A 15,257-nucleotide genomic window follows, 5' to 3' on the forward strand; every position below is an offset into this window, starting at 1 on the left:
ATCAAACTGCTATCTCCTCGTTACGTTCGAAGCTCTCCGGTGCACCGAAGGCTTTGAGGCCGCCGACAGCTTCGATGCTGCGGCGAACAAAGCGGTCGTCCACCAGATCCTGCGCGGTTACAGCCGGATCAAGCGCAGACAGGAAGCTGTTATTGCCTTCGATCAAGGTGTCTTTCAGGCGGCGCACCAGTTCTTCGGTGTAGCTGGGGAACGGGTACGGCTGGAAGTCGATGCGCTTGTCGGCCCAGTCGCCGTGCTGAATCGCGCCGCTGGCCAGATAGCTTTCACGCTCGCTGTCGGCTGGCGCCAATACGCGGCTTAGCACTTCCGGCGCATGCGGCGTGTAGCGGTTGGTGCCATCTTTGGACAGCAGCTTGGCCGCCTCTTCGCGATTGTCGCGGGTCCACAATTGCGCTTTGACGATGGCGTTGACCACCTTCTGCGACCACTCCGGGCGGTTGTTCAGGTCGTGCTCGTGCATAAACACCACGCAGCAGGCATGGTTGCGCCACACGTCGCCGGTAAAGCGCTGCACGCGACCCACCTTGAGGTTCTCCGCCAGGGCGTTGAACGGTTCGGCGACGATGTAACCGGCGATGCGCTTGCTGGCCAACGCAGGCGGCATGTCGGAAGGCGGCAGCACCACCAGATTGACTTCGTTGGCGGCGATGGTTTGTTTCGCGCCCTTGCTCACCGGCGTCAGGCCGCTGTCGCGCAGCAGTTGCTGCACCACCACGTTATGGATCGAGTACCAGAACGGAATGGCGATGGATTTTCCGCCCAGCTCTTTAACGTCGTTGATGTCCGGCGCAACGGTCAGGCCCGAGCCGCCGACGTGGTTCCACGCCACGACTTTGGCAGGCACTTTGCTGCCGTAACGCGCCCACACGGTCATCGGCGACAGCAGGTGAATGACGTTGACTTGCCCGGAGATAAACGCCTCGATCACCTGTGCCCAGCTGCGCAGCAGCACCGGGCGTTCAGACTTAATGCCTTCGGCCTCAAACAAGCCATTGTTGTGCGCCACCAACAGCGGCGTGGCGTCGGTGATCGGCAGGTAGCCGATCCGTACCGGCGCGTCCGGCTCGCTGGCAGCGCGGGCTTGCAGGCTGGTCAGCAGCGGCATGGCTCCGGCGGCAGTCAGCAGGCTGCTGAGTTTGAGGAAGTCACGGCGGCTGTGGGTTGGATCATCAAGACACATGGGAAGGCTCCAGCGGTTCAAGGGTTGGTCCGTTGTTGCGGCTCGCCCGCCGTAGGGTTTTAAGGATGTCGACGCGCAGGGCGCCAAGCTCATCGACCAGATCAGCCCGTGGCTGCGGCAGGTCGATGTGCCACTCATCGAGCGTGTGCGCTGGGGTGCCACCCAGTAGCAGGATCCGGTCAGACAGCAGCAGTGCTTCATCAATGTCATGGGTGATCAGCACGGCGGTCGTCTGCCGCTCGCGGATCAGGTTCAGCAGCAGTTGCTGCATATCGGCGCGGATGACTTCATCCAGCGCCGCGAAAGGTTCATCCAAAAGCAACACCGCTGGTTCACGGGCCAGACAGCGGGCCAAAGCCGTGCGCTGCGCCATACCGCCGGACAATTCAGACGGATACAGACCACGGGCATAGCCGAGGCCGACCGCGTTAATCGCGCTGTCGACCCGCTCTTTAATGCTGCTGGCAGATGCGCCGGTCTGGGATTTGAAATCCAGGCCGAAAGCGACGTTCTTTTCCATGCTCAGCCAGGGCAGCAGCGATGGGTCTTGGAACGCCACCGCCACGCGCGGATGCGGCCCTGTGAGGCGTTGCCCGCTCACCTGTACTTCTCCGTACTGAGGCTGTTGCAGACCAGCTAGCACCCGCAGCAGGCTGGATTTGCCCACGCCACTGGGGCCGAGAATACTCACCAGCTCGCCCGGCTTCAGGCTCAGTTCAAAGCGCTGCAGCACCTGACGGAACGCAGCGCCTTTGCCGTAGCCAAGGGCAATATCCCGTGCCTCTAAAACAGTCGCACTCATGCGGCTTTCTCCAGCTCGGCACGCAGTTGCACCAAGCTCGGGGTGATCACCGGGATAAACGCCGACTCGCGCCAGCGCCGGGCAAAACCTGCGCCATACGGTTGCAGATAGGCACGGCCACCGCTGGCTTGCAGCTCCAGCTGCACGGCATCGCTGGTCAGTTTGGCCAGCGCGATGCGCAGTTCGAACAGGCGCTTCGGCTGGCCGACAAAGGCTTGTCCGCACAGGCCTTCGTTCAAGGTTTTTTCAATCACACGCAAGTCGCTGCGCAGCTCATCCAACTCCTTTTGCAGCACAGAACGGCTGCCACCCAAATGGGCTTCAATCTCGGCCACCGAGCGCTGTGCCAAGCCCAAAGCCATCGCACATTGCAGCCCGAGGAAGCACGGGCGAACACGGCCGAGGAAGGCTCGGGCATCAGTGGCAATCACGTCCGCCGCTGGCAGTTTCACAGCCTGCAATTGCACCGCTGCGGTGTTGCTGGACTGCATGCCGAGCAGTTGCAGATCGTCACTGCGGCTCAGGCCGGCGAGGTTGCTGTCGATAGCGGCAATAAAGGCCGGCGCATCCGCACGCTCCACCGCTGCGGCCACCACAAAGCCCTGTTTGCGCAGGTTAGTCACCCACGGCAAACGGCCATTGAGGATGAAATCACCGCCCTGCTCTGCGGCTTGCACGCCCAGTTGCTCGATGCCGCTGAGGTGCTTCATAGCGTTGGACAGGCCGCTGGCTCCGGCCAGCTCGCCAGACAGCAGCGGACTCAGCAGACGCTGGGCCAGCTCGCGGTTTTCGCTGTGCAGCAGAAACTCGATAAACGAGCGCTGGCCCCACAGCACAAAGGCCGACGTCAGGGAATGGCTGGCCACTTGGACGACAGCGGCGATGGCGTCTTGTGTGGTGCCGCCATTGCCGCCGAGCTCTGCCGGCACACCCACGCGCAACAAGTCGGCAGCGGCCAGCTGTGGCAGCACCTCGGCAGCATCCAGTTGCCCCAGATCCAGTGCTTCGGCGTGTTGATCAAGCCAATGACGCAGTTGAGTGTTAAGCATGCTGGCAATCTCCTTCATTAAGCCTGTTCAGGCTCCCAGCGGTACGCGGACAGCTCAGGGTTCAGCGGTGTGTGAGCGAAGCTGTTGGCGAAGTTGCACAGAGTCGCCAGGCTGACACCCAGGATCACTTCCAGCGCCTGGCCTTCAGTAAAGCCAGCGTCTTTAAAGGCCAGGTATTCGGCATCGCTGACGTTGCCACGGGTGGCGATTACGGCGCGGGTAAAGGTGGCCAGCGCTTCGTAGCGCTCGTTGGGTAGCTCGCCACGGGCGCGCAGCGCTTCGATGACTTCTTCCGGCAGCTTGGCTTTGTTGCGGGCAACCGCTGTGTGGCCAGCCACGCAGAAATTGCAGCCGTGGGTGGTGGCGGCGATCAGCTGGATCACTTCGCGCTCAGGCAGGCCCAGACTGGCCTTGGCGTTGAGGCCAGAGACAGTGACGTAGGTTTCCAGCGCAGCCGGTGCATTGGCCAGTACAGCCAGCAAATTTGGGATAAAGCCGGAGTTCTTTTTCGCGTTCTCAAGGAACGGCAGGGCTTCTTGCGGGGCAGTTTCCAGGGTCTGGAGGGTAACGCGTGACATAACAATGGCTCCTAACCAAGAGGTGTGGATCTATTCTCTTGGTTATAAAAATTGGCGGCCATATTCTAAAGTCGCGTTCACTTGCTCCAGAGTCTTTCGATTAGACCGATTCGTCCTGTTGCCCTTACCTGCAGTTATTAGAGCGCCCATTCTGGGTCACAAATGGTTTTCGGGCACATCAGCCGAAATGTGGCCGGTATTGTCCTGCACCTCGAACCAGCCATATCCATTTGATTAGGTTGCTAACTAAATAATCAATAGTGATAAAAATCGGATCACTAAGAATGATAGTTACATTTGTATCGTTCGATTCGTGACATGCCTCGGCTGAAAGCAGACTCGCCGCCATATATCACCCTCTGGCGGAAGCTTTACCATGGACCGAATTATTGCAAAGCCCTGGCACGTTTTCTTATCGCTGAGCGCACTGCTGACACTCAGTGCATGCGGCAAATCAGCTGAAACAACTCAAGTACCTGAAGCTACAAAAGTCACCGTTGCTGAGGTGATCAATCAGCCCATTACCGAATGGGATGAATTCACCGGTCGCCTCGAAGCTCCCGAGTCGGTCGTCATCCGCCCTCGCGTGGCAGGCTACATCGACAAGGTGGCCTTCCGTGAAGGCGATCTGGTGAAGAAAGGCGATCTGCTGTTCCAGATCGACCCGCGCCCTTTCGTGGCCGAGGTCAAGCGTCTGGAGGCCTTGCTGCAACAGGCAAAAGCCGCTCAGGTACGCGCTCAATCTGAGGCTGATCGTGGGCAGCGCCTGCTCAACAGCAATGCGATGTCCGCCGAGCTGGCTCAGGCGCGTGTAACGGCTGCTGCGGAGGCCAGAGCCAATACCGCTTCGGTGCAGGCACAGCTGGATACCGCTCGCCTGAACCTTGAGTTCACTCACATCACCTCACCGATTAATGGCCGTGTCAGCCGGGCGTTGGTAACCGAGGGCAATTTAGTTGCCGTCGGCGACACCAACCTCACCAGCGTGGTCAGCACCGACAAGGTTTACGCCTACTTCGATGCAGACGAACAGACCTTCCTCAAGTACAGCCAACTGGCCCGCAGTGCCGGCAGCCAGGTGCGCAGCCCGACACCTGTGTATTTGGGCCTGACCAATGAAAAGGACTTGCCTCATTTGGGCAAGCTGGACTTCATCGATAACCAGGTAAACCCGCAAACAGGGACCATCAGCGGCCGTGCGGTGTTCGATAACAGCGATGGCCTCTTCACCCCCGGACTCTATGCCCGCATCCGTCTGGTCGGCAGCCAGCAATACAAGGCTGTGCTGATTAAGGACGAAGCGGTCGGCACTGATCTGGGCAAGAAATACGTCATGGTTTTGAACAAAGACAATGTCGTCCAGTACCGCGGCATTGAACTGGGCCCGCGTCTGCTTGGCCTGCGCGTTGTGCGCAGTGGGTTGAGTCAGGGCGACCGGATTGTCATCAACGGGCTGCTGCGCATTCGTTCAGGCGACACAGTGAATGCTCAGGTCGCTGCCATGGCTGACGAGGCCACCCTCGCCGAACTGAGCAAGCAGCGAAAGTTGCTTGAGAGCCAGGCCACCGCTCAATCCAATCCCGACATCAGCCCTGCCCCACGTGGCTGACAGGTAGTTCGCATGAATCTCTCTCTTTTCTTTGTTAAGCGCCCCAGATTTGCAGCGGTGTTATCGCTGGTGATCGTGCTTGCAGGCATGATTTCGCTTTTCCAACTGCCCATCAGTGAATACCCGGAAGTGGTTCCGCCCACTGTAGTGGTTCGCGCGTCCTATCCCGGTGCCGACCCGAAAGTCATCGGTGAAACCGTGGCTGCTCCACTTGAACAGGCCATCACCGGTGTCGAAAAAATGCTGTACATGTCATCCCAGGCCAACAGTGATGGACGCCTGACACTGACTATCACGTTTGCTCCGGGCACCGATCTGGACATTGCCCAGGTGCAAGTACAAAACCGCGTCACCCGAACGATGCCGACCCTGCCTGCGGAGGTGCAACGTCTGGGCGTGACCGTAGATAAGTCTTCCCCTGACCTGACCATGGTGGTGCACCTGATCTCGCCGGAAAAGCGTTATGACATGTTGTATTTGTCCAACTACGCAGCCGTAAACATCCGCGACGAAATAGCCCGCCTTGACGGTATCGGTGATGTTCAGGTGGTGGGTCTGGGTCAGTACTCACTGAGGGTATGGCTGGATCCGAACAAAACCGCCTCGCGCAACCTTTCAGCCAGTGATGTGGTCCGCGCTATTCAAGAGCAAAACCGTCAAGTAGCGGCAGGTTCTCTGGGAGCACCACCCTCGCCCGGCAGCAGCTTCCAGTTGTCCATAAACACTCAGGGGCGTCTGGTCACGGAAGAAGAATTTGCCAACATCATCATCCGTGCAGGTGCCAATGGCGAGATCACCCGGTTAAAGGACATTGCCCGTATCGAGCTGGGTTCCAGCCAATATGCCCTGCGCTCGCTGCTGGATAACCAGGAAGCGGTGGCGCTGGCAGTGTTCCAGCTGCCCGGCGCCAACGCACTGGATTTGTCCGACGCGGTCCGTGTGCGCATGGCGGAACTGAAGAAAAGCTTCCCGGAAGGCATGGACTACAGAATCGTCTATGACCCGACAGTGTTTGTCCGCGGCTCGATCGAAGCGGTGGTGAAAACCCTGTTTGAAGCAATGATTCTGGTAGTGCTGGTAGTCATCATCTTTCTGCAAACCTGGCGCGCGTCGATTATTCCACTGCTGGCCGTGCCGGTTTCGCTGGTGGGTACGTTTGCAGCCATGCACCTGCTCGGCTTCTCACTCAACGCCCTGTCGCTATTCGGGTTGGTGCTGGCGATCGGGATTGTGGTGGACGATGCGATCGTGGTGGTGGAAAACGTCGAACGGAATATCGCACTGGGGTTGTCGCCCGTTGAGGCAACGATCAAAGCTATGCGGGAGGTCACCGGGCCGATCGTTGCCACCGCGTTAGTGCTGTGCGCAGTGTTCGTGCCGACTGCCTTTATCAGCGGCCTTACCGGCCAGTTCTATCAGCAGTTCGCCCTGACTATCGCCATTTCAACTGTTATTTCTGCGTTCAACTCCCTGACGCTGTCTCCGGCGCTGTCAGCCTTGTTGCTCAAAGGGCATCACGAGCCCAGGGACAAATTCTCACTGCTGCTGGAGAAGCTGCTGGGTAGCTGGTTATTCAGCCCGTTCAACCGCCTGTTCAGCAAAGCCAGTACCGGTTATGTGGGCATCGTGAAGCGGTTGCTGAGAAGCAGCTCCGTGGCGCTGGTGATGTATGTAGGCTTGCTGGGTCTGACCTATCTGGGCTTCGCCACCACTCCGACCGGCTTCGTGCCGCAACAGGACAAGCAATATCTGGTGGGCTTTGTGCAGATGCCCGATGCCGCCACCCTGGATCGCACTCAGGCAGTGGTTGAACGCATGAGTGCGATCGCCATGGCCAACCCTGGCGTTGAACATGCGGTGGCGTTTCCGGGGTTGTCGATCAACGGCTTCACCAACAACCCGAGCAGCGCTGTGGTGTTTACGACGCTAAAGCCCTTTGACCAACGCACCGATCCGTCTCTCAGCGGCCCGGCCATTACGGCCGACCTGAACCGTCAGTTTGCGGAGATTCAAGACGCCAATATCGCCCTGTTCGGCCCGCCTGCAATTCTTGGTCTGGGTACCCTTGGTGGCTTCCGCCTGCAACTGCAAGACCGCGCCAGTTTGGGCTATGACGAACTGTATAAAACCACTCAGGACATCATCGCTAAGGCCCGTGAGTTACCTGAACTGAACCCTTATTCAGTGTTCAGCACCTATCAAGTCAACGTGCCACAGCTGTACGCCAACATCGACCGGGAGAAAGCCAAGACCCACGGTATTGATCTCAACGAAGTCTTTACCACCTTGCAGGTGTATCTGGGTTCGTTCTACACCAACGACTTCAACCGCTTTGGCCGCACCTTCCAGGTCAATGTGCAAGCTGATCAGCAATTCCGCATGGAGGCTGAGCAAATCGGCCAGCTCAAGGTACGCAACAATCAGGGAGAAATGGTGCCATTGGCGTCCATCCTCACCGTTGAAGAAAGCGCGGGGCCGGATCGGGTGATGCATTACAACGGCTTCCTCACCGCAGAAATCAACGGCGCTGCAGCTCCGGGGTACAGCTCGGGCCAGGCGGAAGCAGCAATCACCAAACTGCTTAATGAGGAACTGCCCAACGGCATGACCTATGAGTGGACCGATATGACCTTCCAGAAAATCCTGGCAGGTAATACCGCGATCATCGTCTTCCCGATCTGTGTGCTGCTGGCCTTCCTGGTGCTGGCTGCTCAGTACGAAAGCTGGAGCTTGCCGCTGGCTGTGGTGCTGATCGTACCGATGACACTGCTCTCGGCCATTGCAGGGGTCATCCTCAGTGGTAGCGACAACAACGTGTTCACGCAGATCGGCTTGATCGTACTGGTCGGATTGGCCTGTAAGAACGCCATTTTGATCGTCGAATTTGCCAAGGAGCAGCAAGAAGAAGGCAAAGACCGTGTGGCAGCTGTGCTTGAGGCCTGCCGCCTGCGTCTGCGGCCGATTCTAATGACCAGTATTGCCTTCATCATGGGCGTGGTACCGCTGGTGCTATCTACCGGTGCCGGTGCAGAGATGCGCCATGCCATGGGTGTTGCGGTGTTCAGTGGAATGCTCGGCGTGACCTTCTTCGGCCTGCTGCTGACGCCGGTCTTCTATGTGCTGATCCGCGCCTATGTCGAGAAAAAAGAGGCCCAGAAAGCGGCGTTGGCACAAGGAGCCGCGCAATGAACGCCATCAGACCTTTGCTAATTCCAAGCCTGCTTAGTCTTGCTCTGAGCGCCTGCGTGGTGGGCCCGGACTACAACACCCCGCAAACCAGTATCACCGCTCCGGCTGAAGCGGCTGCCAGCAACTACGACCGCGCACGCTTTGAAGCACAGTGGTGGGAGCAGTTTGAAGACCCGACACTGAATGCGCTGGTGGAACTGGCACTGGACAACAACTGGGATCTGGCCGTGGCCTTTTCCCGGCTGAAAGCGGCCCGGGCAATCCGTGATGATGTCGCCAATGATCGCTTCCCGACCGTAACCAGCCGCACCTCAGGCGACTTTGGTCGCTCGCTGGTGCCGGGCTCCGACAGTGAACGGCAGAAGACCGAGAGCTATAACCTGGGCCTGGACATGCTCTGGGAAGTTGACTTGTTCGGTCGTATTCAGCGCCAGCTGGAATCCAGCGAAGCGCAGATTGAGGTGGCCGAAGCCGACTTTGAACAGCTGCAAGTCAGCCTGATTGCCGAGCTGGTGGATGCCTACGGCACCCTGCGTGGTGATCAGCAACGCGAACGCATCGCACGGGACAACCTTAAGTTTCAGAAGGAGACCTACGACCTGATCGTGCAATTGCGCGATAACGGCCTGGGCGATCAGCTCGACGTACTGCGCAGCGAAGCCAACCTGGCGGCCACCGAAGCGACCATTCCGCAGCTGCAGGCTGCGGAAGCCGTCTCCAGTAACCGCATCGCCACACTGCTGGGGCAACAAGCTGAGCATCTGAGCGTTGATCTGTCGCCTAAAGCGCTACCAGTCATCAGCAAGGCGCTGCCGGTGGGCGATCCAACTGAGCTGCTGCGCCGCCGCCCGGATATCCGCTCGGCAGAACGGCAGCTGGCTTCAGCTACAGCCGATGTCGGTGTAGCCACTGCGGATTTGTTCCCACGGGTCAGCCTCAGCGGCTTCCTCGGTTTTACTGCCGGGCGTGGTTCACAGCTGGGCTCTTCAGCTGCGCGGGCTTGGAGTCTGACACCGTCGATCAGTTGGCCGGCATTCGATCTGGGCAGCGTAAAGGCACGGCTGCGTCAATCGCAAGCAACCGCTGAGGGCGCATTGGCTATGTACGAACAGCAAGTGCTGTTGGCACTGGAGGAAACCTCCAACGCCTTCAGCAGCTACAGCAAAAGCCAGCAACGCTTGCTCTCGCTGGTACGACAAACCGAAGCCAGCCGCGCAGCCGCCGAACAAGCCACCCTGCGCTACCGCGAAGGCCAAACCGACTACCTGACCCTGCTCGATGCCGAGCGCCAACGCCTGACCGCCGAAGACACCCAGGCCCAAGCCGAGGTAAACGTCTACAGCGGCATCGTGGCCATCTACCGTGCGCTGGGCGGTGGTTTGTCCCCGCAAATCTGATACTCCCCGAGGTTGGCAAAGCCAACCTTTGCCCCATAGCACATTGTGTTATGGGGCTTTTTATTGCGCCGAAAAACACCTGCCCTAACACCCAGCCTTTTTCATGGTGGGTAATCTGCTGCGCAGACTTACCGCACCCTACGATTCGCGCTTGTCCAAACAACGCGAAGATACCGCTACCCGTAGGGTGGCCAAGATCGCGCAGCGATTTGTCCACCATGGCCCGCAATCACACCACCCAATCCGAAATGCCGAAGGCACCTCAGTACTGGTATTGTCGTCAACCTTGGCCATGCCTGACCTCTATCTGCTCCCGAGTTTGCTGCCCCATGACTGCCGCCACTGCCCCTTACCAATGGTTACTCGAAAGTCTGGAGCTGGACACCAGCCTGTTTCATGTCGGCCGTTATTGCGGCAGCTGGCAGGCCAGTACCCAAGGCTTGGCGCGGGCCAGTTTTCATTTGCTGGTGCAGGGCGAGTGCTGGCTGCATCTGCATGAGCAACAACAGAGCATCCTGCTGAATAACGGCGATGCGGTGTTTCTGCTGCGGGACATGGCCTATCAGCTGTCCAACTCGCCATCACCTGAAGAAACCCGCAACAACCCGCGCATTGCCATGCAAGCGCTGGATGCTTCGGCGCGGGATGGAGTCGGGTTGATCTGCGGTTTTTTCCACTTTCGCCCCGGCCTGAGCAGCCTGATTATCGACGCCCTGCCGCCCTATCTGATCCTGCGCGCCGATGCTCCGGCATCCAATGCGGCGCGGCGGTTGTTCGAACTGATTCTGGAAGAATGCGCCCGCGAAGAAGGCCCGGCTGATGCCCTTCTCGAACGCCTGAGCCACTTGCTCTTCCTGTATGTGCTGCGTGATCAGAGCCAGGCCGTGGAAGATTTAAGCGGCGTGCTCGGTCTGGCCAAACACACCCAATTCGCCCCGCTGCTGGAGCAGTTGATCGCCCAGCCGCAGTTGCCCTGGTCGCTGGAGCAGATGGCCGAAATCACCGGCCTTTCCCGCTCGGCTTTTGCCAAACGCTTTCAGGAGCTGGCTGGCACCTCGCCAGGGCAGATTCTCCTCAGCCTGCGTATGCGCCAAGCCTGCCGTCTGCTGCAACAAGGCCAACCGGTGGCAGAAACCGCAGAAGCCTGCGGCTACCACTCGATTGCTGCCTTTACCCGCGCCTTCAACAAAGTGATTGGTGTACTGCCCGGCGCTTATCGCAAGCAGTACACCTGACGGCAGCGCTTACTCGATCTGCGCGCCGGAGGCCTTGGCCACTTCGCCCCAATGTTTGAGGTCATCCTTGATGATCTGGCTGAATTGCTCCGGTGAGGTGTGTTCAACGACGATGCCGTTCTGGGCAAAACGCTCGGCAGTCTCCGGCAGTTGGGCGATTTTGCCCACTTCCTGATTCAGCCGTTGCACCATTTCAGCCGGCGCGTTGGCTGGCAGCACCAGCCCGAACCAGCCTGAAGTTTCCAGACCTTGCAGGCCTGCCTCGGCCGCTGTCGGCACATCCGGGATCAGCGGCGAACGCTCTTTACCGGCAATCGCCAGCCCCTGCACTTTGCCCGCCTGAATCTGCGGCACCAGAATGGTCAGGGTATCCACAGCCACATCCACTTCGCCACCAAGCAGTGCAGTGATGGCCGGAGCGCTGCCCTTGTACGGGATATGCAGCAGATCAACTCCGGCCAGGCTCTTGAACAACTCGCCAGTCAGGTGGCACAGCGTGCCGTTGCCGCAGGAGGAATAGCTGATTTCACCGGGACGTTTTTTCGCCTCGGCGATCAGCCCCTGCAAGTCTTTCACCCCCAGCTTGCTGTTGACTGCGACCACGTTGGGGATGGAGGCCAATACCGACACCGGCGTGAAGGATTTGACCGGATCAAAGCGCAGGTTGTCCGCCAGATTCGGCAGGATGGTCAGTTGCCCGGTGGTGGCCAGCGACAGCGTGTAGCCGTCCGGCTTGGCCTTGGCGGCTGCCTCGGCGGCAATCGCTGTGCCTGCACCCGGTTTGTTGTCGACCACCACCGGCTGGCCCAGTGCCGTAGACAGTTGCTCAGCGTAATAACGGCCGATGGTGTCCGCGCCGCCGCCCGGCGGGAACGGCACGATCAGGGTCAGCGGTTTGCTCGGCCAGTCACCTGCCGCAGCAGACAGGCTGGTGACCATCAGGGTGGCCAGGGTCAGTTTGCGCAGCAGGCCGGAAAAAGTACGGTTCATGGTTTGTCCTTATTCTTAGTCGAAGGTGATGTGGGATTTGCTGACCACGTCGGCGTACTTGGCCGAATCGTTGCGCACTTGCTCAGCAAAGGCTTGCGGTGTGGTCGGCCAGGCAACCAGCCCTTGGGTGGCCAGTTTCTCTTGCACCGCAGGCAGGGCTGCAGCTTTGGCCACTTCGGCATTGAGTTTTTCCAGCACCTCTTTCGGCGTTGCCGCAGGCGCACTCAGGCCGAACCAAGAGGTCACTTCAAAACCCGGATAGCCCAGCTCCGCCACAGTCGGCACGTCCGGCAGCAGTGGCGAACGCTCCTTCGAGGCGATGGCCAGACCTTTGAGTTTGCCGCTCTGAATTTGCGGCGCGAGGATGGTCAGCGTGTCCACCGCAACATCCACGTTGCCGCCTAACACCGCCGTCACCGCAGGCGCACTGCCCTTGAACGGTACGTGCAGAAGATCGGTGCCAGTGGTCAGGCGCAGGTACTCACCGGCCAGATGGACAATGGTGCCGCTGCCGCTGGAGGAATAAGACAGCTCGCCCGGCTTGCTTTTGGCCAGCTCAATCAGCTCCGGCAAGGTCTTAGCCGGCACTTTGTCATTGGCCGCTACCACCAAACCCGTGTAGGCCAGCAGCGACACCGGCGCGAAGGACTTTTCCGGGTCGAACTTGAGGTTATCGACAATATGCGGCAGCACCGTCAGCTGCCCTGTTGGCACCAGCGACAAGGTGTAGCCGTCGGCCTTGCTGTTGGCCACGTACTCCGCCGCAATCGCCGTACCGGCACCGGGGCGGTTATCCACCAACACCGGCTGACCGAGGGACTCGGTCAACGCATCGGCATAGATACGCGCAACGGTATCCGCTGCCCCACCCGGCGGATACGGCACCACGATTTTTACCGCCTGATTCGGCCACTCGGCCGCACCTGCAAGCAAAGAGGCCGACAGGGTTGCCAGCGCCAGCACGCGGCGCAGAAAAGGTTTAGCAGTCATTGTTATACGTCCTGATTTTCACAAAGGGCAGAAAGACCCTGACTGCGTGAGCGGCAGCGTTGGCGCGGCCGTAATCGACGTTGGTCCGGGGAGTTATGCAGCGCAGGTTTAGTGCCTGCGCTGCGGGAAATCATGAGTCCTCGCTGAAGGCCACCTGCCGTGTGGCACGCAGGCGCGGCAACAGCATCAGCAGGATCAAACCGAGGGACAGCAGCAACAGTGTCAGGCTCAGCGGGCGGCTGACAAACACCGAAGGATCACCCCGCGACAGCAGCATCGCTCGGCGCAGGTTCTCCTCCATCATCGGCCCGAGAATAAAGCCCAGCAGCAGCGGCGCAGGCTCACAGCGCAGCTTGATCAGCAGGTATCCGAACAGGCCGAACAGCACTGTCAGCAACACGTCGAACAGGCTGTTATTGACGCTGTACACGCCGATGCAGCAGAACAACAAAATAGCCGGATACAGCAGGCGATACGGCACGCTGAGCAGCTTCACCCAGATGCCCACCAGCGGCAGATTGAGCAGCAACAGCAGCAGGTTCCCGACCCACATGCTGACGATCAGGCCCCAGAACAATTCCGGCCGCTCGGTGATCACTTGAGGTCCCGGCACGATGCCGTGGATCATCATCGCGCCGACCATCAGCGCCATCACCGCGTTGGACGGCAGGCCCATCACCAGCAAGGGAATAAACGAGGTCTGCGCCCCGGCGTTATTGGCTGATTCCGGCGCTGCCACGCCTTCAATCGCGCCCTGACCGAAACGCTCCGGCTGCTTGGCCAGACGTTTCTCCACCATGTACGCGGCAAACGAGCTGAGCATCGCGCCACCACCGGGAAGAATGCCCAGCAGCGAGCCAATGCCGGTGCCGCGCAGCACCGGCTTCCACGCCTGACGAAAATCATCCAGCCCCGGCAATACGCGGCCAATGCGTTTGAGCAGCGGCGAACGGGTTTCGTCCCGTTCCAAATTGGCGATGATCTCGCCAATGCCAAAGATGCCCATGGAGATCACTACGAAGTCGATGCCATCCGCCAGTTGCGGCAGGCCGAAGGTAAAGCGCTCCTCACCGGAGTTCACATCCACCCCGACCAGCCCCAGCAGCAGGCCGAGCAAAGTCATTGCCAGCGCTTTGAGCAGATCGCCCTGAGCCAGCACCACAGCGGCCACCAGCCCCAGCAGCATCAGCGAAAAATACTCAGCAGGGCCGAAGCGCAAGGCAAATTCAGACAACGGCGTAGAGGCAGCCGCCACCAGCAAAATGGCCAGACTGCCCGCTACGAATGAGCCAATCGCGGCAATGCCCAGTGCCACCCCTGCCCGGCCTTTGCGGGCCATGGCGTGGCCGTCAATGCAAGTCACAACGGAGGATGATTCCCCCGGCAGATTGACCAGAATCGCCGTGGTCGAACCGCCGTACTGAGCGCCGTAGTAAATCCCCGCAAGCATGATCAACGCCGCAGCAGGCGGCAGGCCGTACGTCACCGGCAACAGCATGGCGATGGTGGCCACCGGGCCTAAACCCGGCAGCACGCCCACCAAAGTGCCCAGCGTGACGCCGATCAGGCAATACAGCAGGTTTTGCCAGGTCAGCGCGGCATCAATGCCGATAGAGAGGTTGGCCAATAATTCCATTAAAAAACCACCTCAGACCGGCAGCACCGGGAGCTGCAAACCCAGCCCCCAGGCAAACACCAGCACACCGAAACCGGCCAGCGCCACAGCCAGCCCGGCCAGCTCGGCATAGCGCACCTGGCGTTGGGCAAAGCCGCTGATCAGCGTCAGCGCAACAATGGCCAGCAGCAAACCAAGCGACGGCACCAGTAAGGCAAACGCCAGCACACTGGCCACCACAAACAGCGCCGGGCGCACGGCCAAAGACGTTTGCTCGGTATCCCGTTCTACCCGCTCAAAGCTCAGGCTGCGCACCAGCACCACAACGCCCAACAACACCAGCAGCGCACTGACCAATAACGGGAAATAACCCGCGCCCATGCGCATGGCCGTGCCCAGCGGATAGGTCGTGGAGATCGAGCCGACAAACAAGCCGAAAACAATAAACAGAGCGCCGGAAATGGCGTCGCGCAGGTTGCGGATTTTCAAGCCGCCGCGCGCAGAGAAAGAAGCAGCAATTGGCATGTTCGTCTCCGGGCCCATCACAGAGCCGGTTATCACAATTGTGAAACCTGCTCCGCTGGTGCGGTCGCAGACGTATC

Annotated in this window: 12 protein-coding genes; 4 read left to right on the plus strand and 8 right to left on the minus strand. The window is 59.7% G+C overall.

All coding sequences use genetic code 11. The features are described 5' to 3' along the window. Nucleotide 1 precedes the first annotated feature (1 nt). Genes AO726_RS01280 through AO726_RS01295 form a run of 4 tightly spaced genes read right to left on the minus strand, consistent with a single transcriptional unit; the run spans nucleotide 2 to nucleotide 3,630 of the window. A complete protein-coding gene (locus tag AO726_RS01280; protein ID WP_058066235.1) occupies nucleotides 2–1,201 on the minus strand; it encodes an ABC transporter substrate-binding protein in 1,200 nt (399 codons plus the stop codon). Beyond that, nucleotides 1,191–2,003, minus strand: coding sequence for an ABC transporter ATP-binding protein (locus tag AO726_RS01285; protein ID WP_058066236.1), 813 nt, complete (start codon nucleotides 2,001–2,003; stop codon nucleotides 1,191–1,193). The genes AO726_RS01280 and AO726_RS01285 overlap by 11 nt, the downstream gene beginning before the upstream one ends. After that, nucleotides 2,000–3,052, minus strand: coding sequence for an acyl-CoA dehydrogenase family protein (locus AO726_RS01290; protein ID WP_058067062.1), 1,053 nt, complete (start codon nucleotides 3,050–3,052; stop codon nucleotides 2,000–2,002). Before AO726_RS01290 ends, AO726_RS01285 begins: the two co-directional genes overlap by 4 nt. A 17-nt stretch (nucleotides 3,053–3,069) precedes the next feature. Next, nucleotides 3,070–3,630 carry a carboxymuconolactone decarboxylase family protein gene (locus AO726_RS01295; protein ID WP_058066237.1) on the minus strand — a complete coding sequence of 187 codons (561 nt, stop codon included), beginning with the start codon at nucleotides 3,628–3,630 and terminating at the stop codon, nucleotides 3,070–3,072. A 376-nt stretch (nucleotides 3,631–4,006) separates the two neighbouring features. Between AO726_RS01295 and AO726_RS01300 the strand changes: the two genes are divergently transcribed. The 4 genes from AO726_RS01300 to AO726_RS01315 all read left to right on the plus strand — a co-directional run bounded on the left by AO726_RS01300 (nucleotide 4,007) and on the right by AO726_RS01315 (nucleotide 11,060). Next, nucleotides 4,007–5,239, plus strand: a complete 1,233-nt coding sequence (locus AO726_RS01300) for an efflux RND transporter periplasmic adaptor subunit (RefSeq protein ID WP_058066238.1) — start codon at nucleotides 4,007–4,009, stop codon at nucleotides 5,237–5,239. Nucleotides 5,240–5,251: 12 nt separating this feature from the next. Continuing rightward, entirely contained in the window at nucleotides 5,252–8,428 is a 3,177-nt protein-coding gene (locus AO726_RS01305) for an efflux RND transporter permease subunit (protein WP_058066239.1), read from the plus strand. Next, entirely contained in the window at nucleotides 8,425–9,825 is a 1,401-nt protein-coding gene (locus tag AO726_RS01310) for an efflux transporter outer membrane subunit (protein ID WP_058066240.1), read from the plus strand. Before AO726_RS01305 ends, AO726_RS01310 begins: the two co-directional genes overlap by 4 nt. A gap of 329 nt (nucleotides 9,826–10,154) precedes the next feature. Beyond that, on the plus strand, nucleotides 10,155–11,060 hold the full coding sequence (locus tag AO726_RS01315) for an AraC family transcriptional regulator (RefSeq protein WP_058066241.1): 906 nt from the start codon (nucleotides 10,155–10,157) through the stop codon (nucleotides 11,058–11,060). Between the two features lie 9 nt (nucleotides 11,061–11,069). On the opposite strand, the gene AO726_RS01320 is transcribed toward AO726_RS01315, so the two are convergent. From AO726_RS01320 to AO726_RS01335, 4 genes are all read right to left on the minus strand, one after another. Beyond that, a complete protein-coding gene (locus AO726_RS01320; RefSeq protein ID WP_058066242.1) occupies nucleotides 11,070–12,050 on the minus strand; it encodes a Bug family tripartite tricarboxylate transporter substrate binding protein in 981 nt (326 codons plus the stop codon). 15 nt (nucleotides 12,051–12,065) lie between these two features. Continuing rightward, complete coding sequence (locus AO726_RS01325) at nucleotides 12,066–13,040, minus strand: Bug family tripartite tricarboxylate transporter substrate binding protein (RefSeq protein WP_058066243.1); 975 nt, start codon at nucleotides 13,038–13,040, stop codon at nucleotides 12,066–12,068. A gap of 130 nt (nucleotides 13,041–13,170) precedes the next feature. Then, nucleotides 13,171–14,676, minus strand: coding sequence for a tripartite tricarboxylate transporter permease (locus AO726_RS01330; RefSeq protein ID WP_058066244.1), 1,506 nt, complete (start codon nucleotides 14,674–14,676; stop codon nucleotides 13,171–13,173). A 12-nt stretch (nucleotides 14,677–14,688) separates the two neighbouring features. Beyond that, entirely contained in the window at nucleotides 14,689–15,180 is a 492-nt protein-coding gene (locus AO726_RS01335; RefSeq protein ID WP_058066245.1) for a tripartite tricarboxylate transporter TctB family protein, read from the minus strand. Between the last annotated feature and the right edge of the window lie 77 nt (nucleotides 15,181–15,257).

Origin of the sequence: Pseudomonas sp. TTU2014-080ASC (assembly GCF_001446935.1) — a bacterium.
In the GTDB taxonomy this organism is placed as follows: Bacteria; Pseudomonadota; Gammaproteobacteria; order Pseudomonadales; family Pseudomonadaceae; genus Aquipseudomonas.

Excerpts from the sequence above, each read along its gene's own strand:
- AO726_RS01305 (WP_058066239.1), top strand. The coding sequence starts at position 5,252 with ATGAATCTCTCTCTTTTCTTTGTTAAGCGCCCCAGATTTGCAGCGGTG.
- AO726_RS01315 (WP_058066241.1), top strand. The coding sequence starts at position 10,155 with ATGACTGCCGCCACTGCCCCTTACCAATGGTTACTCGAAAGTCTGGAG.
- AO726_RS01310 (WP_058066240.1), top strand. The coding sequence starts at position 8,425 with ATGAACGCCATCAGACCTTTGCTAATTCCAAGCCTGCTTAGTCTTGCT.
- AO726_RS01300 (WP_058066238.1), top strand. The coding sequence starts at position 4,007 with ATGGACCGAATTATTGCAAAGCCCTGGCACGTTTTCTTATCGCTGAGC.
- AO726_RS01325 (WP_058066243.1), bottom strand. The coding sequence starts at position 13,040 with ATGACTGCTAAACCTTTTCTGCGCCGCGTGCTGGCGCTGGCAACCCTG.
- AO726_RS01335 (WP_058066245.1), bottom strand. The coding sequence starts at position 15,180 with ATGCCAATTGCTGCTTCTTTCTCTGCGCGCGGCGGCTTGAAAATCCGC.
- AO726_RS01330 (WP_058066244.1), bottom strand. The coding sequence starts at position 14,676 with ATGGAATTATTGGCCAACCTCTCTATCGGCATTGATGCCGCGCTGACC.
- AO726_RS01320 (WP_058066242.1), bottom strand. The coding sequence starts at position 12,050 with ATGAACCGTACTTTTTCCGGCCTGCTGCGCAAACTGACCCTGGCCACC.
- AO726_RS01290 (WP_058067062.1), bottom strand. The coding sequence starts at position 3,052 with ATGCTTAACACTCAACTGCGTCATTGGCTTGATCAACACGCCGAAGCA.
- AO726_RS01285 (WP_058066236.1), bottom strand. The coding sequence starts at position 2,003 with ATGAGTGCGACTGTTTTAGAGGCACGGGATATTGCCCTTGGCTACGGC.
- AO726_RS01280 (WP_058066235.1), bottom strand. The coding sequence starts at position 1,201 with ATGTGTCTTGATGATCCAACCCACAGCCGCCGTGACTTCCTCAAACTC.
- AO726_RS01295 (WP_058066237.1), bottom strand. The coding sequence starts at position 3,630 with ATGTCACGCGTTACCCTCCAGACCCTGGAAACTGCCCCGCAAGAAGCC.